Below are 22,282 nucleotides of genomic sequence, written 5' to 3'. Positions count from 1 at the left end.
CGTTAGACGCACCGAAGTAGTGGATAGTTTCGCCAATTTTGCAGATTCTCTTTTGGGAAAACAATCCAAATCGTCAGTCTGCCAAAACAGCAGAAAAACCCGTCCGGATGATAGCAGTCGATACCGGACGGGTCACTCTTGGCTGTATGGGCAAATGATTACTGTCCCGGCTTGAACGGCTCAGGACGCTCGGAACGCAATCCAAAATGATGCAGGATCGCTTCTACGATACGGCGGGAAGCCTCTCCGTCCCCATACGGATTCGCAGCGTGCGCCATTGCATCGTAGGCTGCCTGGTTGGTCAGCAGCTCGTGTGCCATCGCGTAAACTTGTTCTTCGTCTGTACCCGCCAGCTTGAGCGTACCGGCTTCGATCCCTTCTGGGCGCTCGGTTGTATCTCTGAGAACCAGAACAGGCACGCCAAGGGACGGCGCTTCTTCCTGGACTCCGCCGGAATCGGTCAGGATCAGGTGAGCACGGCGGGCGAAGTTGTGGAAATCGAGCGCATCAAGCGGTTCGATCAGTATAATGCGCTCGTGATCGCCCAAAATTTCCTGCGCTACTTCCTGCACAGCCGGGTTGAGATGGACCGGGTACACGACGGCAATCTCGGGATGCTCGTCCACCAGTCTTCTGACCGCACGGAAAATGCGGCGCATCGGCTCGCCCAGGTTTTCGCGGCGGTGGGCCGTCATCAGCACCAGTTTGTAGTCGCCTACACGGTCGAGCACCGGGTGTGTGTAATCTTCGCGCACTGTCGTTTTCAGCGCATCAATCGCAGTGTTTCCGGTTACGTAAATGCTTTCCTCCGGCTTCGCTTCCCGTCTGAGGTTGTCAGCAGACCCGTTTGTCGGGGAGAAGTGCAGGTCGGCCATCACGCCTGTCAGTTGGCGGTTCATCTCTTCCGGGAACGGCGAATACTTGTCCCATGTGCGCAGGCCCGCTTCCACATGGCCGATCGCTACCTGGTTGTAAAAAGCGGCCAAGCTCGCAACGAATGTAGTCGTCGTATCGCCATGCACCAAAACGATATCCGGCTTTACTTCCTTGATCGCCGCATCGAGACTTTGCAGGGCGCGCGTGGTCACATCAACGAGCGTCTGGCGGTCTTTCATAATGTTCAAGTCAATGTCCGGCGAAATATCGAAAATCCCCAACACCTGGTCGAGCATTTGGCGATGTTGGGCGGTCACGCAGACGACCGATTCGATTTGCCCGTTGTACTTTTTCAGCTCATGCACAAGGGGGGCCATCTTGATCGCTTCCGGACGCGTCCCGAATACCGTCATTACTTTTACTGTTTTCATCTGGAATACCCTCTCCGCCTACTTTGTGCCGTACAAGCGGTCGCCCGCATCGCCGAGGCCAGGCACAATGTATCCATGGTCATTTAAATATTCGTCAATGGCAGCTACGTAAATATCTACGTCCGGATGCTCGTCCTGCACCATTTTGATGCCTTCCGGAGCAGCAATCAGGCACATGAGCTTGAGATTTCTCGCTCCGCGTTTTTTCAACGCAGCAATCGCCGCGACAGCAGAACCGCCAGTCGCAAGCATCGGGTCAATCACGATCAGTTCGCGCTCGGCTACATCGGAAGGCAGCTTGACGTAGTACTCTACTGGCTGTAAGGTTTCCGGGTCACGATACAGTCCCACGTGGCCGACTTTTGCGGCCGGGATCAGCTTGAGCAGTCCGTCGACCATGCCAAGTCCTGCACGGAGGATCGGTACGAGTCCAACTTTTTTGCCGGCAATCACGTTAGACTTACAGGTGGCTACCGGGGTGTCGATGGTGGTTTCCTCAAGCGGCATGTCGCGGGTGATTTCGTAGCCCATCAAGGTTGCTACTTCGTCTACGAGTTCGCGAAATTCTTTGGTTCCTGTATTCTTGTCACGAATAAACGTCACTTTATGCTGAATCAGCGGATGGTCAAACACATATACACGGCTCATGTACGTTCCTCCGTTTCCCTATCAATGCATCTTTTCCATCATAGCGAAGGAGAGAGTCGCCGTCAATTTGCCTAATCTTCGTACTTTTTCTTTCTTTGTCTGGGAGGGGCTGTAGTGGGGAGAAGACGGTTTCCAGGCTAGGCTTCATTCTACGTCCCGCTGTGGGATTGACTGTCCGCTACGCGACGAAGCGCGGGGGAACGTAAAAGTGGTAGCCGCTTCGCAGTTTATTCAGGGTTACGTTCCTTTTTCCCGCGCTTCGTCGCTCCGCTGGGTCGGACTTCGCAAGTCGCGGCGCCTGGAAACCGTCTTCTCCGCGTGGCTGTTTGTCAGGAAAAAGACAGAAAGAAAGCCAAAAAACAGACCCGCGCGAGGTTGCTCACGGGGTCTGTCTGCTTAAGAAATTTTCTTGAAAATTAAATCGTCAAGCCTTCGTACATCGGGAAGCGTTGACACAGCGCGGCTACGCGTTGGCGGGCTTCGTCGTGTTTGGCTGCGTCTTCCGGGTTTTTCAAGGTCAGCGCGATGATGGCTGCTACTTCTTTCATCGCTTCTTCGTCAAAGCCGCGGCTGGTGACGGCTGGGGTACCCATGCGGATACCGCTTGTGACGAATGGGCTTTGCGTATCGTAAGGGATGGTGTTTTTGTTGGTGGTGATGCTCACTTCGTCCAGGAGGTGCTCGGCTACTTTACCAGTCAGGCCGATTTTGCTTACGTCAACCAGTACGAGGTGGTTGTCGGTTCCGCCGGAGACGAGTGTCAGGCCTTCTGCTTGCAGCGCTTCCGCAAAGACGCGGGCGTTGTTCACGATGCGTTTTGCGTAGTCTTTGAAGTCAGGTTGCAGCGCTTCGCCAAAGGAAACGGCTTTTGCCGCGATCACGTGCATCAACGGACCGCCTTGCACGCCTGGGAACACGGATTTGTCGATCGCTTTTGCAAACTCTTCTTTGCAGAGGATCAGACCGCCGCGAGGGCCGCGCAATGTTTTGTGCGTAGTGGAGGTGACGAAGTGCGCGTGCGGAACCGGGTTTGGATGCAGGCCAGCCGCAACCAGACCAGCGATGTGCGCCATGTCTACCATGAAGTACGCGCCCACTTCGTCCGCGATTTCACGGAATTTGGCAAAATCAATCGTGCGCGGATAAGCACTTGCTCCCGCTACGATCAGCTTAGGCTTGTGCTCCAGAGCTTTTGCGCGCACATCCTCGTAGTTAATCAAGTGGGAGTCTCGATCTACGCCATACTCTACGAAGTTGTACAGCGTACCGGAGAAGTTCACAGGGCTTCCGTGCGTCAGGTGGCCGCCGTGGGACAGGTTCATCCCGAGTACAGTGTCGCCTGGCTGCAAAATGGTGAAGTAAACCGCCATGTTAGCTTGCGCGCCAGAGTGTGGCTGTACGTTCGCATGCTCGGCACCGAAGATTTCTTTTACGCGATCGCGCGCAATGTTTTCCACGATGTCGACGTATTCGCAACCGCCGTAGTAGCGACGGCCCGGATAGCCTTCTGCGTATTTGTTGGTCAGTACCGTTCCCATCGCTTCCATAACCGCACGGCTAACGAAGTTTTCGGATGCAATCAGCTCGATTTTGTCACGCTGTCTTCCCAGCTCCAGTTGAATGCCTTCCAATACTTGCGGGTCCTGTTTACGCAAAAATTCTAGCATGATTTATTCTCCTCCTTGAAAATGGGCTTGTCCCACATTCTTTTTAGGTACAGCTTTCATTTTGGGGTACAACTTCATAGACAGCTCGCGCGCCGCCGATCAGCTTGGGGCGAGTCCGCGCGGCTGTGACGTGCGCTTCTCCCACAGTCCGCTGCGAGGGGCGCACAGGCACGGCCACTTGCTTCAGGTGCATGCCAATCAACGTGTCGCCGATATCAATGCCAGCATGGGCGCGAATCTGCTCCACCACAACCGCATCGGCAAGCTGCGTAAAAGCGTGCGCAGCCATGGAGCCGCCAGCAGTCGGCACCGGAACGACCGAAACCTCTTCCAGCCCGTAGCGTTCCATAACTTCGCGCTCCAGCACCAGCGCTCTGTTCAAATGTTCGCAACATTGAAAGGCCACAGCAAAGCCGCGCTGCTCCTGCACAGTGCGGATGCCGCGATAAATGGCGGCGGCCACGTCCCGGCTGCCAGCTTTTCCAATGTGCTTGCCCAGCACTTCACTTGTACTGCACCCGATCACCATGACTTGTCCGGCCCGAAGCTCGGCCAGCCCGGCCACTTCCTCCACCAACTGACGAACCTCTTGTTCGATAGCGGATAGGTCCACTTACTTCACTCCCGCGTGCTTCGCTTCGATTTGCGTGATCTTTTCCACACGGCGCTCGTGGCGGCCGCCCTGGAACTCCGTCTCCAGCCAAATTTTCACGATATCCAACGCCAGGCCAGGGCCAATCACCCGCTCACCCATAGCCAAAACGTTCGTGTTGTTATGCTCGCGGGTAGCACGTGCAGAAAAGGTATCGTGCACCAGCGCACAGCGAATGCCAGGAACCTTGTTGGCTGCGATCGACATGCCGATGCCGGTTCCGCAAACCAGGATGCCCCGGTCGAACTCGCCTGCTGCCACTTTTTCCGCTACGGGCAAGGCGTAATCAGGGTAATCTACCGAATCCTCGCAAGAGCAACCGAAGTCTTCCGTCTGGATGTTCATGGAGGCGAGCAGAGTCTTGATTTCCTCTTTCAGCTTGTATCCACCGTGATCTGCAGCAATCGCCACTTTCATTCTGCCATCCCTCGCTTGTTTCATGATCTCACTCATTATACATCAAAAAGCCGTAAGTAAAAAGTGAACATTTAGGTTGATTGATTAAAAAATGTTCGTACTCTCACAAGAAACAAGGTCCTGGCTACCAACCAGCACCTCCTATGTCCCGTTATTTACGAAAACGAACTTCCATCAACCGCTCCAAAAGCCTGTCCAGCGACTCCTCGATTTCCTCGGCGCACCGGCGGTAATCCTCCAGCGCTCCGCCAAAGGGATCGGCAATATCCCGCAAGCCTTCCACTCCCGCAAACTCCTGCAGCGTATGCACCTTGTCTGCCGCCGCCGGAAAAAAAGTCAGGATGGCGTGCTTGTGATTGTTCGTCATCGTCAAAATGAGGTCGGACCACTCGATCAGCGCCTCATCCAGTTGGCTTGACTCGTGCGCATGCGAGATGCCCCGCTCCGCAAGCACCGCCTGGGCGTGTGCAGAAGCAGGCTGGCCTGCGTAGGCCGCCACTCCGGCCGAGCGTACTTCAAATTCTTGTCCGGCTGTCTTGGCGCGAAACATCGCCTCCGCCATCGGGCTGCGGCAAGTATTTCCCGTGCAGACGAATAAGATTCGTTTCAATGATTTCCCCTCCTTTCTGTCAGCATCCGTCTCCTAGATGACAAACTTCAACCCGAAGCAAAACAAAATAAGTCCTCCTACTAATTCGCTGTAATCGCCCAACCATCCTCCCACGCTTCTGCCGAGCAAAAGCCCAAAATAGGACATGGCCGCCCCCATGATGCCGAACAGGGAGATCGCGAGAATTTTGTTTACTTCGATCAGACCAAATGAAAAACCGACCGTCAACGCGTCGAGACTGACGCTAAATGCAAACAGCAGCAGCCCGATTCCTCTTGTCTTCAAGACGCTTTTTTGATCGCCGTGAATCAGTCCGTTCCACAGCATATGCAAGCCGATCAGCATCAGGACTCCTCCGCCGATGAAAACGGCGATATCCCCAACCAAATCGGACAAATAAGCGCCGACAGCAATCCCGACGACAGGCATCATAATATGAAAAAGCCCAATAGTAATGCTCACTTTTACAATTTCCCGCAAGCGTATTCCAACCATGCCTACGCCGATCCCAAGCGAAAAGGCATCCATGCTCAAAGCAAAGGCAATAATGAGCAACGTCAAAAATTGCCCCCACTGAAACAACACCTGGTCCAAGCCGCCTCCCCCCCGTCTCTTCACCTTATGCGGACAAGGAGGAGTTTAGACTGTTTTAGACGGACAGGATACGTCCGCCCGCCGCTTTCTCCAGACGGTTCATCACGGCCATGCCCAAGCCTTCGCGTGAAAAAGTTTCCCCGACAATGAACTGAACGCGCTGATGGTCAAACTCGCGCAACACTGCGTAAAGCTGCTGGGCGACTTTCTCCAGATCGTGCCGGGAGCCTACGGACAAGACGACGTCCACCGCCGCCTGTTCCTGCCAGTAAGCAGCCGACTCTTCTGTCGCCAGCACCCCGGTTTTTTGCCCATGCCGTTTTGCTTCGGCGAGCAACTCCGCCATTTTCGCGCGAACCTGTGCTTCGTCGCCTGTCACCAGCCACATTTCCCCCTCAGGGGCGTAATGCGTATATTTCATCCCTGGCGCACGCGGCGTCTCTACCGCGCCCACCTGAAAAGAAGGATCGAGCTCGACTGGGCCAATCACGCGTTCCATCTGCTCGCGGGTAATGCCTCCGGGCCGCAGGATGACAGGCGGGTCGACCGTCACGTCAACTACCGTCGACTCGACACCGACTCCGGTAGCTCCGCCATCCACAATCCCCGCTACCCGTCCGTCCAGATCGGCAAACACGTGTGCAGCCGTGGTCGGACTCGGACGGCCGGAGCGATTCGCACTGGGAGCTGCGATCGGCACGCCCGCTTCCTTGATAAGTGCGAGAGCGATCGGATGGTCCGGCATGCGCACCCCGACTGAATCCAGCCCTGCCGTCACCAGCGATGCGACCTGATCGTTTTTCGGCAGGATGATCGTCAACGGCCCCGGCCAAAATGCGTCCATCAGCTTCTGGCCTTTTTCCGGGACGGTGCCTGCGACTGTGGACAACTGCTCCCGTTCTCCGATATGCACAATCAGCGGATTATCGCTCGGTCTGCCTTTCGCTGCAAATATTTTCTCCACTGCTGCATCAGACAATGCATTCGCGCCCAGGCCGTACACCGTCTCTGTTGGAAAAGCGACCGCTTCCCCGGCGCGCAGCAAACGGGCTGCATCCACAATCTGTGTACAACTAGGGATGTTTTCCACATCGTTATCCACAGACCACACCTTTGTCACTAAATTGATTTCCATCGTAAAAAAATCCTTTCTCTAGCTCGTTTCTTTTGTAATAAGTGCCTTTAGTATAGATGTGCATCCAGAAGTTTTCAACAGGCTGTGGGTAACTTGTGAATAACTTTTGGAAAAGTGTTGGGAAAAGTCTTTGTTACCAATTCTTAACATCATCCGTCAAAACGATGTAGTAGAATAAGTCCATACAAGCGAGGAACATTTTCCCTTAGATCGAAAGGATCGTGAATGAATATGACATTGTTGAAATCCTTTACTTCCAGCCTGCTCGGCACAGCCGTATTGCTGACCGCCGCTACTGCACCCGTCCTGGCAGCTTCTCCTGCCGCGACAGCCAAGCCTGTGCCTGCCGTACAAGCGCAAAAGCCGAAAGCAGCCGGAGTGGTGTTCACCCCGAAAACTTTGACCGTCAAATCAAAAGAGTTCGAGGGCAAGGTGACGATCCCGGTCATTAGCGGGTTGAAGGATAAAGCTTTTGAAGCCAAATTGAACGCCGACCTGCTCAAGCAAGCACAGACAGGTCTTGCCGAAGGCCAAAAAGCAGGCAAGCAAGATGCGGCAGAAGCGAAAAAATACGGCTGGGAGCCGCGGCCGCACGCACTCGATATTTCCTATGAAGTACACCAGGCTGGCAAGCTCGTGTCTTTCTCCATCCAGTCGTACATCTATACTGGCGGAGCGCACGGCATGACCGACGTCACCTACTACACGATCGACAACCAGGCCAAAGCGAAAACGCTCAAGCTCGCCGACCTGTTCCAGTCCGGCTACGACTACCGCAGCATTATCAACCAGCTCATCAGCCAGCAGATCAAAGCACAAACAGCAGCGGACGGCTACAATCCGTACAGCTTTGAGAGCATTACAGACGACCAGAGCTTCTCGTTTGAAAACGGCAATCTCGTCATTCATTTCGGACAGTACGAAATTGCCCCATACGCAGCAGGAATGCCTGCCTTCACCATCCCTGCCCATCGCTTCCACAGCTTGCTGAAGCCGGAAATTCTCGCTGCCCTGACTCAGAAGTAAGCCGTTTTTCAATCCAAAACGACACCTGCGCCATGACAGCGGGGTGTCGTTTTTTTTACGGAAAGACTTTAAAGGCTCAGGAGAACCAGCTTTCGAGCTTTTCCCACAGGTAGAAGCGCACCTCTACTTGCGGCGCAGGGGCTGCCGGCTCGCTCGTCCCTTGCCCCTCGATCTGCTCGTTTCCTTCCTCTTTTGTTTCATCGTCTACGGCCACTGCATGTTCCGCACGGGAAACGCTCGCAGCCTGATCGTTACGGTCCGCAGCGTCTTCTCTTTCCAGACGCTCTTGCCGCCATTCTTGCCATTCCTTGCGCTCTACGACTTCCTGGTCGAGCTTCAATACGGAAGCTGCGGAAGTCGGCTCCGAATTCATCACTGGCCGAAGCTGCTCTGTCCCGGTCTCCGCTGTTGGTTCTGCCGCCTGTACGGCATCTCCGTTTGCCATGTCGATAAAGCAGAGCGGAGGAAACAGTACGCACCACCAGTTTTGCCCTTTCGCCTCGCCGATTTGCACCCGCAGCGCCTCGTAGTTGCCAGCCGGATACACATAAGAGCCGTACAACTTTGTCGGAAAAGGCACTTGCCCGAAATCGACGACTGCTTTATAGGAAAAGCCGCGTTCGCGGATCGTTTTATCCACAACCTCTTGCAAAACAGGCAACTGGGACGCGACCATTTGCTCTGCTTCCTCAAACGACTTGATGTCTTCCGCCCACGTGTTCATCTGGGCGATCAGCGCATCGCGCACTTCACGCTTCAGCCACTGGTCCTGAACAGAGTCGCTGTTGGCGATAATGCGCAGACGAATTGATTCCTGAGGGATCGGCCCATTATCGAGTACATTGGCCGAAGTAAGCTGTCCCTCCCAGCACATCATAAGCATAAACAAACTGAACGCGATCAACAGCATCCGTTTCATATCAAACCGTCTCCCTCTCTACTGAGTCTTTCGAGCCTTTTCTCTTCTCTCTATAGCCTCAGTATGGACAAGGAGCCGAAAATCCAAACCTCAAAGCACAAACATTCATACAATTTTAGCAAAAAAGGCGAGACGCCCGGGCCATTACCGCCTTACGCCGATAACGACCCGCTCGATTCCCGCCAAATCCGGCACGATCTGCACCTGCTCGATTACGCCAGATGCCTGCAGCAACGTCGCCACATCCTGCGCCTGATGGATGCCTACCTCGAAAGCGACGACTGCTTTGTCCTTGAGCAGAGCTGGCAGCGCCTCGCACAAGCGGCGATAGCAATCCAGCCCGTCGTCGCCTCCGTCCAGCGCCAGACGCGGTTCATGCAGGCGAACCTCTTCGTCCAGCTCGTCCACATCCCGGCTCGGAATATACGGGGGATTGGAGACGAGAATATCTACCTTCTCCCCGGCTGCAAGCAACGGCTGCACCAGATCGCCTTGCAAAAAGCGCACGGAGGCACCCAGACGCTCTGCGTTTTCCCGCGCGACCGCTGTCGCATCCGGCGATAAATCGACGGTCGTCACCTGCCAGTGCGGCTTCTCCAGAGCAAGCGTGATGCAGATGGCCCCGCTGCCTGTCCCGATATCCGCCACGGCGAGCGCTTCGCTTTCCGGCCAAATAGCCGCTGCCGCAGCCAGCACCTGCTCGACGAGTATTTCTGTCTCCGGCCGAGGGATCAGGACTCCGGGCCGCACCGTGAAGGCGCGTCCGAAAAACTCCTGCTCGCCAAACATGTACTGCAGCGGCTCGTGCCTGCTGCGGCGCTGGCACAGCTCGTCCAGCTTCGCCAGTGTCTCTGCGGCGATCGGCTCTGCCATCGAGATCAAATAGCGCGTGCGGTCCCAGCCCAGGCAGTGGCGAATCATCAGCTCCGCTTCGAACAGCGGGTCCTTTGCCCCTTTTTCCCGCAAAAAGGAAGAAGCCCGTACCTGGGCTTCTCGAATCGTCGTGACATCAGACCAATCAAGCTGAGTGTGCATGGCTTTTCAGAAGCTCCGTCTGTTCATGCAAAATCAGGTTGTCGATCACTTCATCCAGTTCGCCTTCCAGCACCGATTCCAGACGGTGCAAGGTCAGACCGATGCGGTGGTCGGTCACGCGGCTTTGCGGATAGTTGTACGTGCGGATGCGCTCGCTGCGGTCGCCGGTACCCACCAGGCTTTTGCGCGTAGCATCTGCTTCCGCGTTTTGTTGTTGCATGTAGTAGTCGTACAGACGCGCGCGGAGTACGCGCAACGCCTTGTCTTTGTTGGAGTGCTGGGATTTCTCATCCTGACAGGACACCATGATCCCTGTCGGAATGTGCGTTACGCGAACGGCAGACTTGGTCGTATTGACGCTCTGTCCGCCAGCGCCGCTGGAGCAGAACGTATCAATGCGAATGTCTTTTTCGTGAACTTCCACTTCCACATCTTCTGCCTCTGGCAGTACCAGTACGGTAGCCGTAGACGTGTGGATGCGTCCGCCGGATTCTGTCGCCGGAATGCGTTGTACGCGGTGCGCACCGCTCTCGAACTTCATTTTGCTGTAGGCGCCGCGGCCGGACAGCGAGAAGACGATTTCCTTGTAGCCGCCGATGTCTGTCGGGCTTGCTTCCAGCACTTCGATTTTAAAGCCGTGACGCTCGGCAAAACGGGTGTACATGCGGAACAAAACAGCCGCAAACAGAGCCGCTTCATCGCCGCCTGCTGCACCGCGCACCTCCACGATCACGTTTTTCTCGTCGTTTGGATCTTTTGGCAGCAGAAGAATTTTCAGGCGTTCTTCCAACTGCTCCTTGCGCCCAGTCAATTCGCTGATTTCAAGCTTGACCATTTCACGCATTTCATCGTCCAGCTTTTCTTCCAGCATGGCTTTGGCATCATCTATTTGACTCACAACTGATTTATATTCACGGTAGGTCGTCACTGTTTCTTCCAACGAAGCCTGTTCCTTGGACAGCTCACGCAAGCGTTTTGTATCGCTGATGACGTCGGGGTCACATAGGAGATTCGTTACTTCTTCAAAACGCTCTTCAACTGCGGATAAGCGTGCAAACATTGTACTTCACCCCATCGCAAAGAATACTAAGAAACGATTATAACAGATAAATTATAGGAGGAAAGCGAAAATAAGTCAAAGCGCATTATTTCAATGGAAATTTGTTCTTTTTTCGATGCGAAACAGGCCCGGCAATGCCGAGCCTTGTCATACCAGTTCTTGCGTCGCCTGTCAACGGTGAAAGCCTTCATTGGAGGTGACGTGGAAGTCATAGCGCGGAATTTTTTGCTGGAGAAGCGCAATTACCTCCTGCTCCACCGCTCGCGCCTGACTCGCCGTAATGTTATGCACAAGGTCAAGAGTAACATATGCATTGCCGCCATTCAGTGTGATGCGGGCGTCCTCGACGCCTTTTACGGACTTGGCCATCATCTCCATGTTGTTCATGTCGATTTGCGTATTGCGCACATTGGATTGGCCGATGATGACGTTTGGATTTTGATTGCGCCCCATCAGCGAATCACGATCGGCCGCAGGCGGAGCAGGACGATGGAGAATATCCCCGCTGCGCTCGCCTCTGATCGCCGCCGGATACTGCCCATCCATCGCCTGTGTATTGGTCCCTTTCTCCTGAGTCGCGTTCCGGCCACACCCGACAGTCAAGGCAGAGGAAAGCACGAGGATGCCCAGCACTGTCAGCGCGCTTTTTCCAAAAGGCTTCATTCGCACGAAAAAGCCACCTCCTGTTTTGCTTAGTCTGCGCAGTGCCTTTCAGGCTCATGCACACCTGCAGCCAGGGGTGGCTTTTTCCTGCTGATTTTCGTCAGCGATTTGCCGGGGGATGGTAGTAATGCTTGCGACAGACGCTGCTGTACGTGTCGTTGCCAGCAATTTCAATCGTCTCTCCGGTGTAGACAGGTTGTCCGTTTTTGAATTTGAGAATATGCGTCGCTTTTTTGTTGCAGTACACGCACACTGTTTTGATCTCTTCGACTTTGTCCGCTTCACAGAGCAAGGCGGCGCTGCCGGGGAAAAGCTCGTTCTTGAAGTTTTTCAGCAAGCCGTAGACGATGACGGGAATGCCCAACTGATCGACAATCGCCACGAGCTGATCCACGTGATGGCGGCTGATGAACTGCGCCTCGTCGACCAGCACACAGTGCGGCTTTACCGTCTCGGCTGCGACTATTTCGTACAAATTCGTCTCTTCGCTGATCGGAATTGCCTCTCTGCTGATGCCTACCCGCGAAGCCACTTTTCCCACCCCATACCGATCATCGACGGCTGGCGTGAACACCACTACTTTTTTGCCGGATTGCTCGTAGTTGTGAGCGACTGTCAGCAACTGAATAGATTTGGAGGCATTCATTGCCCCGTAACGAAAATATAATTGTGCCACGTCTCTATCTCCCTTTGCCTAAAGCTGATTCATTTTCGCGTCATGGCGTAGCGGTCTTTTGCCTCTTGAAACAAAGACATAGCCAGCTTCCGTCTGCTCGCATGATCGACGCGCGGAACGGGATAGTCAATTCCTAGCCTGCATCCCGCTTTTTCCTGCACATGCTCAGGCATCTCCCAAGGCTTATGGATATATTGTAGAGGGACTTGCCGCAGAACGGGAAGATATTTTTTGACAAAGGTTCCGTCCGGATCGAATTTTTCCCCTTGCGAAACCGGATTGAAAATGCGGAAGTACGGCTGCGGGTCCGTCCCGGTAGAGGCGCTCCATTGCCAGCCGCCGCAATCATCCGCAACCGATTGTGCATCCAGCCCGTTTCGTTCAACTGCTTCATCGCGGCATCGACAATCGGATAGCCCGTCTCGCGAGCGAGCTGGCAGAGCACGTCAGCCGGATTCCCCCGATGGCCGTCATCGTTTGCCCCCTTGCTGCCCGAGATGATTTTTGCTCCAGAAAAAGACAAAACCAGGCAGATCGCTCTACCTGGTTGCTCCAATCCCGTCTGATTAGGACAGATTGTATTTGCGTTTGAAACGGTCTACACGGCCGCCAGCATCCACGAATTTTTGTTTTCCAGTGAAGAAAGGATGGCAGTTGGAGCAGATCTCCACTTTCAGCGCTTGTTTCACGGAACCGGATTCAAATTCGTTACCGCATGCACATGTAACGGTTACTACATTGTACTTAGGATGAATACCTTGTTTCATCTCGCTACACCTCTTTCCGCCCTGAATCGTTTGCCGAAACAGAGTTATATAAACACATACAAGATAGTAGCATGCTGTCAGCCGAAATGCAACAGGTTGACCGCTCAGGCCATGTTTTTCCTGCGGCGCAGCTCTGCCGGCGGAATGTGCGTAAACGACCCGATCACGACATCCGGCAGCTCTTGCTGATAGATTTCAATCGCCTGCTTCATGCCGAAGACTTCGCCCTGCGCTTTTGGAATCATCGCCAGATAGCTTTCCGGATCAATGTTCAGGTTGCGCATCTGAATCAGCTTGATACCTGTGCGGCGGATGAAGTTAATCATCGCTTCCATTTCTTCTTCGCGGTCAAAAACACCCGGGAAGCACAAGTAGTTGATCGAGGTGTACACGCCCTTGGAGGCCGCGTATTCCGCAGATCGCGCTACGTTTTCCAGCGTGTAGTTGCGCGGGCGGTAGTAGGCGTTGTAATGCTCGTCAATCGCGCTGATGATGCTGACGCGCATCAAGTCCAGCCCCGCGTCGACGATCCCTTTGATATGGTCGGTCAAGCCTGCGTTTGTATTGATGTTGATAAAGCCCATGTCGGTCGTCGCTCGCACGCGGCGCATCGCCGGAACGATGATCCCGGCCATGGTCGAAGGCTCGCCTTCACAGCCCTGGCCGAAGCTGATAATGCTCTCCGGCGTCTGCAAATGGTGCAGCATGACCTCTACCAGCTCGTCCTCTGTCGGCTTGAAATTCATCCGCGTCTGCGGAGACGGGAAGCCGCTGTCGTCTGGTTGCTCGGAAATACAGCCGTAGCAACCGGCATTACAGGTATAGGAAACAGGCAGGCTGCCTTCCCAGCGGTGGAAAAAGTTGTTGGAGGCCGTCAGACACTCGTACTCCAGCGCACAGTGCGACAGGTGATGCAAAATCCGGTTGTTCGGGAACAGCTCCAACGTCTTTTCCACTCGCTGCCGCAACTCATCCATCGGGAAGTTCAGCGGGTCCCATTTGTAAATGTCGTCGCTCGCTCTGCCTGCTACCCAAAAACGGTCGTCTTTCCATACGACTGCCGAATACCCGAACAGCGGCAGCTTGCTCTCCCTGTTTGTTTTCACATAACCCGGGAGCAAAAGTCGGGTAATCCCTTGCGGAACGAGCGCCCCGACCGCCGTACAGCCGTCCAGCTTAATCATTTCGCCCGTCTCCGGGTCCATTCCGATCGGTACTGTATCCGGCAGGCTGACCAGCGTCGCCCCTTCCGGCAGCGGGATCAGCTCTTCCTCGAGAATTTCTGTCAATATATCGCCGTTGCGCGCCACCGCGAACAAGCCCGGGTGGTCGTAAACATTGCCCTTTTCATCTGCGTACACTAAATACATGGGAAAATCGCCTCGCTTCTTTGCTTTGCCCATTGTAACGCATTGAAAAAGCAATGTAAATTGTGAAGGGTTACCTGCCGAGGTACGGGAGCGGGTTGACCGGCACATCGTCCTGCCTGACTTCAAAATGCAGGTGATACCCGGTGGAATCGCCTGTCTGGCCCATGTATCCGAGGACGTCGCCCGCTTCTACGCTCTGGCCGGGCGTGACCAAAATCGTGCGCATATGGGCATAAAAGGTTTGCAGGCCGTCTCCGTGGTCCAGTACGACCATCCGCCCGTATCCGGAGCGGTTGGCGCCCGCTTCGACCACCTTCCCTGCTTTCGCGGCCAAAATCGGCGTTTTGGCCTCCTGCTCGTTCCACAAATCCACGCCTTTATGCACCTTGCCCCAGCGTGTTCCGAAGCCGCTTGTAATCGTCGCTCCCTCTACAGGCCAATCCATTCGGCCGCGAATCCGCGCCACCACTTGCCTGCTTGCCGCCTGGGTAGTGTTTCGCTTTTGCTGCAGCTCTTCTGCCTGCATCGGCGGCCCTCCGGCAACAGGGATGTACACAACCTGTCCCACATACAGGTTGTCCGACAGCCATTTTAAAAGCGGGTTGCGTTCCAGCAGCAGCTCACGGCTGACTCCGTACCTTCTCGCTATGTAATCGAGCGTCTCTCCGCGCTTCACCATATGTGTCACTTCGTCTTTGGTAATAATCAGCTTCATCCCGACAGAAAGCAGATGCGGATTGCTGATTTTGTTCATCTCCACCAGCTTTTTCAGCGTAAGGCCGTAGCGTTCGGCAATTCCGGAAAGAGTGTCGCCCTGGCGCACTGCGTACACCATCGTATTGCTTTTGGCAGCAGGCGCTTGCTTTGTCAAACTCGCGTACGGATTGAACGCTTGAAACAACGCTTGCTCCACGACAGCCTTTTTCGCTTCCGTCTGGCTCTCGATGGGCACAGGAACCTGCACGTACTCCACTGACTCTCTCCTCCCTCTCTTCCAACTCTCCTTACGGTATGCAAAACAGGCAAAAAAAATGACGGCGAGTCATGAACTCACCGTCGTGCCAGCCGTTTTCCCCCGGCCTTGCTGCTTGCTTTCCAGGGTCTGCAAAAATTCTTCGTTTGTTTTCGTGTCCGCCAGCTTTTTGATAAACGAATCGACAAACTCGTTCGTTTCGTTCATGTTTTTGCGGATCATCCACAGCTTATCCAGCTCTTCTTTGGACAGCAGCAATTCTTCGCGGCGCGTTCCCGAACGGCGAATGTCGATCGCCGGGAAGATACGGCGCTCTGCCAGCTTGCGGTCCAGATGAAGCTCCATGTTGCCCGTTCCCTTGAACTCCTCGTAGATCACATCGTCCATGCGCGATCCGGTCTCGACCAGAGCCGTCGCGAGAATCGTCAGGCTACCGCCCTCTTCGATGTTGCGCGCCGAACCGAAAAAGCGCTTAGGACGGTGGAACGCCGCCGGATCAATACCGCCAGACAACGTCCGGCCGCTCGGCGGGATCACCAGGTTGTAGGCGCGAGCGAGACGGGTAATCGAATCGAGCAGGATGACGACATCCTTTTTGTGCTCAACCAGACGCTTTGCCCGCTCCAATACAAGCTCCGCCACCTTGATGTGATTCTCCGGCAACTCGTCAAACGTAGAGGCGACCACCTCGCCTTTGACAGAACGCTGCATATCCGTAACCTCTTCCGGACGCTCGTCGATGAGCAGCACAAACAGATGAATATCCGGTCGGCTTTCCGTAATACTGTTGGCGATTTCTTTCAGGAGCATGGTTTTGCCCGCTTTTGGCGGAGCGACAATCAATCCACGCTGACCCAGCCCAACAGGGGCAAGAAGGTCCATCAGGCGGGTGGAAACACGCTCGGGCGCGGTCTCCAGCACTAGCTTGGTTTGAGGATATAGCGGTGTTAAGGCGGGGAAATGAAGACGCTCTGAAGCAGTCTCCGGGTCTTCTCCGTTCACTGCTTCTACTTGCAACAGTCCAAAATAGCGCTCGTTTTCTTTTGGCGGCCTAGCCTTGCCCGACACCACATCCCCCATGCGCAGATCAAAACGGCGAATCTGCGACTGGGAGATGTAGATGTCTTCCGAGCTGGGGAGATAGTTGATCGGTCGGAGGAAGCCGTAGCCCTCCGGCAAGATTTCCAGCACCCCTTCCATAAACATCAGGCCATCCCGCTCCGCTCGTGCCCGAAGGATTGCGAAGATCAATTCCTTCTTCTTCAGTTGGGAGTAATACGGGATATGGTACTCCTTGGCCAGCTTATAGAGATCGGTCAGTTTCTTCTCTTCGAGTTCAGAAAGTAACATACATCCACCACTCTTTATTTACTCTTGGAAAGCATGATATAAAGCCAAGCTGTTCGTTTTCCTACAAACCGAGTGACGGTTTGCGTTCCAGGCGGTGGTTTCCTTCAATGAAGCGAACCGTACCCGTTTTTGCCCGCATGACGACAGAATGGGTAGTAGCGCGAGTTCCCTGGAAGCGAACCCCTTTCAGCAATTCCCCATCTGTTACGCCCGTTGCCGCAAAAATGGCATCGTCGCCCTTGACCAAATCATCCATAAACAGCACCTGGTGCGGGTTGCTGAGACCCATCTTGACACAACGCTGAATTTCTTCTTCGCTTTGCGGCAACAGCTTGCCCTGGATTTCGCCTCCGAGGCATTTCAACGCCACCGCAGCCAATACACCTTCTGGCGCTCCGCCGGAACCGAACAAAATGTCTACGCCCGTGTCCGGGAATGCCGTGTTGATCGCAGCCGCCACGTCCCCGTCGGAAATGAGGCGAATGCGGGCACCTGCCTCGCGAATTTCGTGAATGATGCGAGAATGACGGTCACGATCAAGCACGATCGCCACCAGGTCGCTGATGTCTTTGCCCTGTGCCGCAGCAACGGCTTTCAGGTTGTCGCGAATCGGCGCGTTGATGTCGACCTTGCCAACCGCTTTTGGCCCTACTGCCATTTTTTCCATATACATGTCAGGAGCATGCAGCAAATTTCCGCGGTCCGCAATCGCAATGACAGAGATTGCGCCCCATGTGCCCTTTGCCAGGATATTCGTCCCTTCCAACGGGTCGACAGCCACGTCTACTGCTGGCGCTACCCCTTGGCCGAGACGCTCGCCGATATAGAGCATCGGCGCTTCATCCATTTCGCCTTCCCCGATTACGACTACGCCGTCCATTGGCACTTTTTCAAATTCCTTGCGCATGGCGGTCGTCGCCGCGTCGTCGGCCTCGTCTTTTCGTCCAAGCCCCATCCAACTGGCGGAAGCCAAAGCAGCCGCTTCGGTTACACGTACCAGTTCAAGTGTTAAACTGCGTTCCATTCTGGAAGACTCCTCTCCTGATGATTGGTTAACGCTGCGGGCTTTCTGTGTGCTGCAAGCCTACCCGCGTCACATCGGCACCCAGCATTTGCAGCTTGCCCACCAAGTTTTCATAGCCGCGGTCGATATGTTCAAGACCTTCCAGCTCTGTCGTGCCGCTCGTAGCCAGCCCTGCGATAAACAGCGCCGCTCCGGCCCGCAGGTCAGAAGCTACTACCTTGGCTCCGTTCAGCTTGCTTCCGCCTTCGATGACAGCGGAACGTCCCTCTACCTTGAGCGTCGCTCCCATGCGCCGCAGCTCATCTACATGGCGAAAACGCGAGCTGTAGATGTTGTCCGTCACGATGCTCGATCCTTTGGCAAGAGTCAACAGCGTCGTGATCGGCTGCTGCAAATCGGTCGGAAACCCAGGGTACGGACTTGTTTTCACATCAATGGGACGATAGGAATCCCGTCCGACCACCTGAATGCAGTCATCCATTTCCATCACTTGCGCGCCAATTTCGCGCAGCTTCGCCGTCAGCGACTCCAGATGCTTGGGGATCACGTTTTCGACCAGTACATTGCCGTTCGTCGCCGCTGCGGCAATCATGTACGTCCCCGCTTCAATCCGGTCCGGAATAATCGTATGCCGGCAGCCGCGCAGACGCTCCACGCCCTGGATGCGGATGACATCGGTGCCTGCGCCTTTGATGTTTGCCCCCATGTTGTTGAGCAGTGTCGCCACATCGACAATCTCCGGCTCGCGGGCAGCGTTTTCAATAATGGTCACGCCGTCTGCCTTGGAAGCAGCGAGCATGATGTTAATCGTCGCTCCGACGCTGACGAGATCGAGGTAAATTCTCGCGCCTTGCAGACGACCGTTCTTGGCCCGAATAGTCATCACGCCGTTTTTGTTCTCCACCTCGGCGCCCATCGCCTCAAAGCCTTTGATGTGCAAATCGACAGGTCGTGGCCCCAGATCGCAGCCGCCAGGCAATCCGACCTGTGCCTCTCCGAATTTGGCGAGCAAGGCTCCCCACAAATAGTAAGAGGCGCGCAGCTTTTTGATCTTGCCATTGGGCATGAGCATCAGCTTCATCAGGCGCCCATCGATTTCCATCCAGTCATCTTCAAACAGCACGTCAGCTCCCATTTCCCTCAGAAGCCCGTGGTAAATATCTACATCCTGAATACGGGGCAGATTTTCAATAACTACAGGTCCATCCGCCAGCAACGCGGCTGGAATCAGTGCGACTGCGCTGTTTTTGGCTCCGCTGATGGTTACCGTCCCCGCGAGCGGTTTTCCACCATTGATAATCAGCTTATCCATGCATCGCTCTCCTCAGGTGTAATCGGGAAAGAAGCACCTTCCCCAATGGAAAAGGTGCTTGAACTTTCGATCCTTGTCCTTATTTTTGCATGCTTGCCCAATCAGCGAGGAACTTCTCCAGGCCGCTGTCAGTCAGCGGATGGGCAATCAGTTGCTTGAACACTTTCGCCGGGATGGTCGCGTAGTGAGAACCGCGGCGGGCAGCTTCTGTCACGTGCACAGGGTGACGAACAGATGCCGCGATGATTTCGGTATCAATGCCATGCACAGAGAAAATCTCTGCAATGTCTTCGATCAACTGCATGCCGTCTTGTCCGATATCATCCAGACGTCCCAGGAACGGAGACACGAAGCTCGCTCCTGCCCGAGCTGCGAGCAGCGCCTGGTTTGCGGAGAACACCAGCGTGACGTTTGTTCTGATTTTGCGCTTGGCAAAATACTTGGTCGCCTTCAAACCTTCGGCAGTCATCGGCAGCTTGATGACGATGTTTTTCGAGAGGGAAGCGAGCTTCTCGCCCTCTTCGATCATGCCTTTTGCATCGGTGCTGATAACTTCGGCGCTGATCGGACCGTCTACGATGTCGATGATTTCCTTCAATGTCTCGATGAAGTCGCGGCCTTCCTTGGCAACCAGCGAAGGATTCGTGGTTACTCCGGCCAGGACTCCCCATTCGTGAATCTCGCGAATTTCATCAACGTTTGCTGTATCAATCAAAAAACGCATGATTAGCCTCCTAGTTACGCGCGGTTGCTGCTACCGAACAGGCGCATTTTTCCTTTTACAACTTCCTTGATCGCGTCGCGAGCAGGGCCCAGGTATTTGCGCGGGTCGATTTCGTTAGGCTTCGCAGCTAGCACTTTGCGAACCGTTTCGGTGCATGCGACTTGGCTTTCTGTATTTACGTTAATTTTTCCGACACCCAGGCGGATCGATTCTACAATCGCTTCGTCCGGTACGCCGGAACCGCCGTGCAGAACGATTGGCGCCCCAATGTTGTTCGCTACTTTTTCGATGATGTCGTAGCGGATTTTTGGCACGCCTTTGTACATGCCGTGAGCTGTGCCCACTGCAATCGCCAGGTAGTCTACTTTTGTTTCTTCCCAGAAGCGGATCGCTTCCTCAGGGTTTGCCAGCGTAGCGTCTTCCTCGTCAACAGACAGGTCGTCCTCTACCCCGCCGATGGTACCGAGTTCACCTTCTACAGAAACGCCAACAGCGTGAGCAGCCTCAACAACCTGTTTGGTCAAGCGAAGGTTATCTTCAAACGAGTGATGGGAACCATCGAACATGACAGAAGAGAATCCTGCGCGAATGCACTTCATTACGATATCAAAGTTGCTGCCATGATCGAGGTGCAGGGCAACAGGTACTCCTGCGCGCTCCGCCGCCACTTTTGCAATGGCGACCGTGTAGTCCAGTCCCATGTATTTGAGTGCTCCCTCGGAAACACCGAAAATCACAGGCGATTTTTCTTCCATCGCAGCTTCGGTAATCGCTTGAGTAAACTCCAGATTGTTCAGGTTAAATTGTCCGACGGCGTATTTATGCAATTTGACGTCTTCGGTAAAAGCGGTCATAGGTACCAGTGGCATTTGGTAAATCCTCCTCTGCTAGCTTCAATCACGAGGCTTATTATATCACAGACAGGCGTTTGTTAACAGGTACGCTTGTCCCCACGCATCCGTTACCAAAAGGACTAGCAGGCGAGTTGCTGCTGTACGGCCATTCTCAGCTCGTCAATATCAAACGGTTTGGTAAAATGGGTCAACGCTCCCAACTGGGTCGCTTCCTTAATCATGTCCAGCTCACCGTAAGCCGTCATCATGATTACCTTGATATCCTGATTGATCTTTTTGATGTGCTTCAAAATCTCAATGCCGTCCATGCCTGGAATCTTCATGTCGAGAATGACCAGATCTGGCGACTCTTTTTCCACGATCTCCAGGGCCATTTTCCCGTTTGCGGCCTGGAAGGTTTTGTACCCTTCTTTTCCCAGTACCTCATACAACAAAATGCGAATACCATACTGGTCATCGACAACCAGCACCTTTTTATCATGTTTGTCGAACACGGTTACTCCCCCTTGACGAATCCATTTCCTTAATTTATTAGGTTTTCGCCTAAAAACAGGAAACTCCTGCACATTTTGCGTATCTGCTGCTGAAATTTTCCCGCGATGTCCATTTCGAGTATAATAGGGATACTATTTTCGCACCAAGCAAGGAGCCAAAAAACAAGATGGATGCGCTCTGGTTGATCTGCCTGTTGACGTTTATTATCCATACGACAGAGACACTTTCCTACGCCATTCGCTTCGCAGGGGTCAAGACAGGAAGAATCGCAGTCGCCATGTCGCTCGTCGGCATCACGCTGCTTCTCTCCCGCACCTCCAACCTGATTCAAGGGCCGTTTACCGGAGGACTGATGGATCAAGCGGCCCTTTTGCATACCGACCCAAGTTGGCAGCTACATATGATTATAGCGGCTTCCTCTGTCGGGACGCTGGCTGCCATCGCGCTGTTTCCCACGTTCGTCCAGATTTCCAGACGAGTGATCTCGCACCTTGAGCTGGCCGGCTCGATTCCGCAAATGCTGCGCACAGCCGTCACCGTAGACAGCCTCCGCCGCGTCCGCCACCACGTGCGAATCCCGAGCTGGCAAGTCATCTCCCGTTTTCGCTTCAAAGGCATTCCCAAGCGCCTGCTGCTGCTCAACTGCCTGGGAACGGCGATTTACACCAGCAGCGTGCTCTCCGTGCTCTACGCGACGTTGCTGGCCCCCGACTACAAAGCAACGGTGCTGATGTCGTCCGGCATGATTAACGGCTTCGCTACGATTTTCATGACGATTCTGGTAGACCCGCAGGTGGCCCTCCTGACCGAGAAAGCCATGCAGGGAAAAGCGACGCAGGAATCGATCCGGGACATGTATTTGTGGCTGATGATTTCCCGATTTTTCGGGACGCTTCTGGCTCAGCTCCTGCTCGTCCCGGCCGCCTACTGGGTTGCCTGGCTGTCTCCGCTCTTTCACTGAAAAAAGCGGCAACCGAAAGAAGACGCACCGACGGTTTCAGTCG

Annotated in this window: 25 protein-coding genes; 2 read left to right on the top strand and 23 right to left on the bottom strand. The window is 54.4% G+C overall.

Annotation, left to right across the window (positions count from 1 at the left end):
- Positions 1–158 precede the first annotated feature (158 nt).
- The 8 genes from wecB to M655_RS02595 all read right to left on the bottom strand — a co-directional run bounded on the left by wecB (position 159) and on the right by M655_RS02595 (position 7,030).
- Positions 159–1,307, bottom strand: a complete 1,149-nt coding sequence (gene wecB / locus M655_RS02630) for a non-hydrolyzing UDP-N-acetylglucosamine 2-epimerase (RefSeq protein WP_005827778.1) — start codon at positions 1,305–1,307, stop codon at positions 159–161.
- Positions 1,308–1,325: 18 nt separating this feature from the next.
- A complete protein-coding gene (upp, locus tag M655_RS02625; protein ID WP_005827780.1) occupies positions 1,326–1,955 on the bottom strand; it encodes a uracil phosphoribosyltransferase in 630 nt (209 codons plus the stop codon).
- 416 nt (positions 1,956–2,371) lie between these two features.
- Positions 2,372–3,622 (bottom strand): serine hydroxymethyltransferase, encoded by a 1,251-nt coding sequence (gene glyA / locus M655_RS02620; RefSeq protein WP_026557566.1) that lies wholly within the window; start codon positions 3,620–3,622, stop codon positions 2,372–2,374.
- Between the two features lie 43 nt (positions 3,623–3,665).
- Positions 3,666–4,235: a TIGR01440 family protein gene (locus M655_RS02615; protein WP_007786072.1), complete on the bottom strand. Its 570-nt coding sequence runs from the start codon at positions 4,233–4,235 to the stop codon at positions 3,666–3,668.
- Positions 4,236–4,691: a ribose 5-phosphate isomerase B gene (rpiB, locus tag M655_RS02610; RefSeq protein ID WP_005827786.1), complete on the bottom strand. Its 456-nt coding sequence runs from the start codon at positions 4,689–4,691 to the stop codon at positions 4,236–4,238.
- Positions 4,692–4,842: 151 nt separating this feature from the next.
- Positions 4,843–5,301 carry a low molecular weight protein arginine phosphatase gene (locus M655_RS02605; protein WP_005827788.1) on the bottom strand — a complete coding sequence of 153 codons (459 nt, stop codon included), beginning with the start codon at positions 5,299–5,301 and terminating at the stop codon, positions 4,843–4,845.
- A 33-nt stretch (positions 5,302–5,334) separates the two neighbouring features.
- Positions 5,335–5,895, bottom strand: coding sequence for a manganese efflux pump MntP (locus M655_RS02600; RefSeq protein WP_005827789.1), 561 nt, complete (start codon positions 5,893–5,895; stop codon positions 5,335–5,337).
- Positions 5,896–5,950: 55 nt separating this feature from the next.
- Entirely contained in the window at positions 5,951–7,030 is a 1,080-nt protein-coding gene (locus tag M655_RS02595) for an L-threonylcarbamoyladenylate synthase (RefSeq protein WP_005827790.1), read from the bottom strand.
- 231 nt (positions 7,031–7,261) lie between these two features.
- Between M655_RS02595 and M655_RS02590 the strand changes: the two genes are divergently transcribed.
- Positions 7,262–8,056, top strand: a complete 795-nt coding sequence (locus M655_RS02590; RefSeq protein ID WP_005827791.1) for a DUF3298 and DUF4163 domain-containing protein — start codon at positions 7,262–7,264, stop codon at positions 8,054–8,056.
- A gap of 76 nt (positions 8,057–8,132) precedes the next feature.
- Here the strand turns inward: M655_RS02590 and spoIIR are convergent, their stop codons facing one another.
- The 15 genes from spoIIR to M655_RS02515 form a co-directional block, all read right to left on the bottom strand.
- Positions 8,133–8,975, bottom strand: coding sequence for a stage II sporulation protein R (gene spoIIR, locus M655_RS02585; RefSeq protein ID WP_026557567.1), 843 nt, complete (start codon positions 8,973–8,975; stop codon positions 8,133–8,135).
- Between the two features lie 144 nt (positions 8,976–9,119).
- Positions 9,120–10,010, bottom strand: coding sequence for a peptide chain release factor N(5)-glutamine methyltransferase (gene prmC, locus M655_RS02580; protein ID WP_007786089.1), 891 nt, complete (start codon positions 10,008–10,010; stop codon positions 9,120–9,122).
- Positions 9,994–11,070 (bottom strand): peptide chain release factor 1, encoded by a 1,077-nt coding sequence (prfA, locus tag M655_RS02575; protein ID WP_005827797.1) that lies wholly within the window; start codon positions 11,068–11,070, stop codon positions 9,994–9,996. The genes prmC and prfA overlap by 17 nt, the downstream gene beginning before the upstream one ends.
- Before the next feature lie 171 nt (positions 11,071–11,241).
- The gene (locus tag M655_RS02570) at positions 11,242–11,733 is read right to left on the bottom strand and encodes a sporulation protein (protein ID WP_081414718.1); all 492 of its coding nucleotides are present in this window, start codon (positions 11,731–11,733) and stop codon (positions 11,242–11,244) included.
- Positions 11,734–11,833: 100 nt separating this feature from the next.
- Positions 11,834–12,409, bottom strand: coding sequence for a thymidine kinase (locus M655_RS02565; RefSeq protein WP_005827801.1), 576 nt, complete (start codon positions 12,407–12,409; stop codon positions 11,834–11,836).
- Between the two features lie 29 nt (positions 12,410–12,438).
- Positions 12,439–12,780: an FAD-binding domain-containing protein gene (locus M655_RS02560; RefSeq protein WP_242507491.1), complete on the bottom strand. Its 342-nt coding sequence runs from the start codon at positions 12,778–12,780 to the stop codon at positions 12,439–12,441.
- Between the two features lie 195 nt (positions 12,781–12,975).
- On the bottom strand, positions 12,976–13,176 hold the full coding sequence (gene rpmE, locus M655_RS02555) for a 50S ribosomal protein L31 (RefSeq protein ID WP_005827805.1): 201 nt from the start codon (positions 13,174–13,176) through the stop codon (positions 12,976–12,978).
- A 104-nt stretch (positions 13,177–13,280) separates the two neighbouring features.
- A complete protein-coding gene (locus M655_RS02550; RefSeq protein WP_005827807.1) occupies positions 13,281–14,546 on the bottom strand; it encodes a radical SAM family protein in 1,266 nt (421 codons plus the stop codon).
- A 70-nt stretch (positions 14,547–14,616) separates the two neighbouring features.
- Positions 14,617–15,519 carry a peptidoglycan DD-metalloendopeptidase family protein gene (locus M655_RS02545; protein ID WP_005827809.1) on the bottom strand — a complete coding sequence of 301 codons (903 nt, stop codon included), beginning with the start codon at positions 15,517–15,519 and terminating at the stop codon, positions 14,617–14,619.
- 69 nt (positions 15,520–15,588) lie between these two features.
- Positions 15,589–16,869 (bottom strand): transcription termination factor Rho, encoded by a 1,281-nt coding sequence (rho, locus tag M655_RS02540; protein ID WP_005827812.1) that lies wholly within the window; start codon positions 16,867–16,869, stop codon positions 15,589–15,591.
- 61 nt (positions 16,870–16,930) lie between these two features.
- Complete coding sequence (gene glpX / locus M655_RS02535; protein ID WP_005827814.1) at positions 16,931–17,893, bottom strand: class II fructose-bisphosphatase; 963 nt, start codon at positions 17,891–17,893, stop codon at positions 16,931–16,933.
- 28 nt (positions 17,894–17,921) lie between these two features.
- The gene (gene murA / locus M655_RS02530; RefSeq protein WP_005827816.1) at positions 17,922–19,205 is read right to left on the bottom strand and encodes a UDP-N-acetylglucosamine 1-carboxyvinyltransferase; all 1,284 of its coding nucleotides are present in this window, start codon (positions 19,203–19,205) and stop codon (positions 17,922–17,924) included.
- Positions 19,206–19,284: 79 nt separating this feature from the next.
- Positions 19,285–19,929, bottom strand: coding sequence for a fructose-6-phosphate aldolase (gene fsa, locus M655_RS02525; protein ID WP_005827818.1), 645 nt, complete (start codon positions 19,927–19,929; stop codon positions 19,285–19,287).
- Between the two features lie 14 nt (positions 19,930–19,943).
- Positions 19,944–20,798, bottom strand: a complete 855-nt coding sequence (fba, locus tag M655_RS02520; RefSeq protein ID WP_005827820.1) for a class II fructose-1,6-bisphosphate aldolase — start codon at positions 20,796–20,798, stop codon at positions 19,944–19,946.
- A 104-nt stretch (positions 20,799–20,902) separates the two neighbouring features.
- Complete coding sequence (locus M655_RS02515) at positions 20,903–21,277, bottom strand: response regulator (protein ID WP_005827822.1); 375 nt, start codon at positions 21,275–21,277, stop codon at positions 20,903–20,905.
- A 167-nt stretch (positions 21,278–21,444) separates the two neighbouring features.
- On the opposite strand from M655_RS02515, the gene M655_RS02510 reads away from it, so the two are divergent.
- On the top strand, positions 21,445–22,239 hold the full coding sequence (locus tag M655_RS02510) for a lipid II flippase Amj family protein (protein WP_005827824.1): 795 nt from the start codon (positions 21,445–21,447) through the stop codon (positions 22,237–22,239).
- The last annotated feature ends 43 nt before the right edge of the window (positions 22,240–22,282 follow it).

This window comes from Brevibacillus sp. NSP2.1, assembly GCF_000470975.2.
GTDB lineage: Bacteria > Bacillota > Bacilli > Brevibacillales > Brevibacillaceae > Brevibacillus > Brevibacillus agri.
Note: the sequence above shows the minus strand (reverse complement) of the source record. Positions and strands in the feature narration are given on the sequence as shown.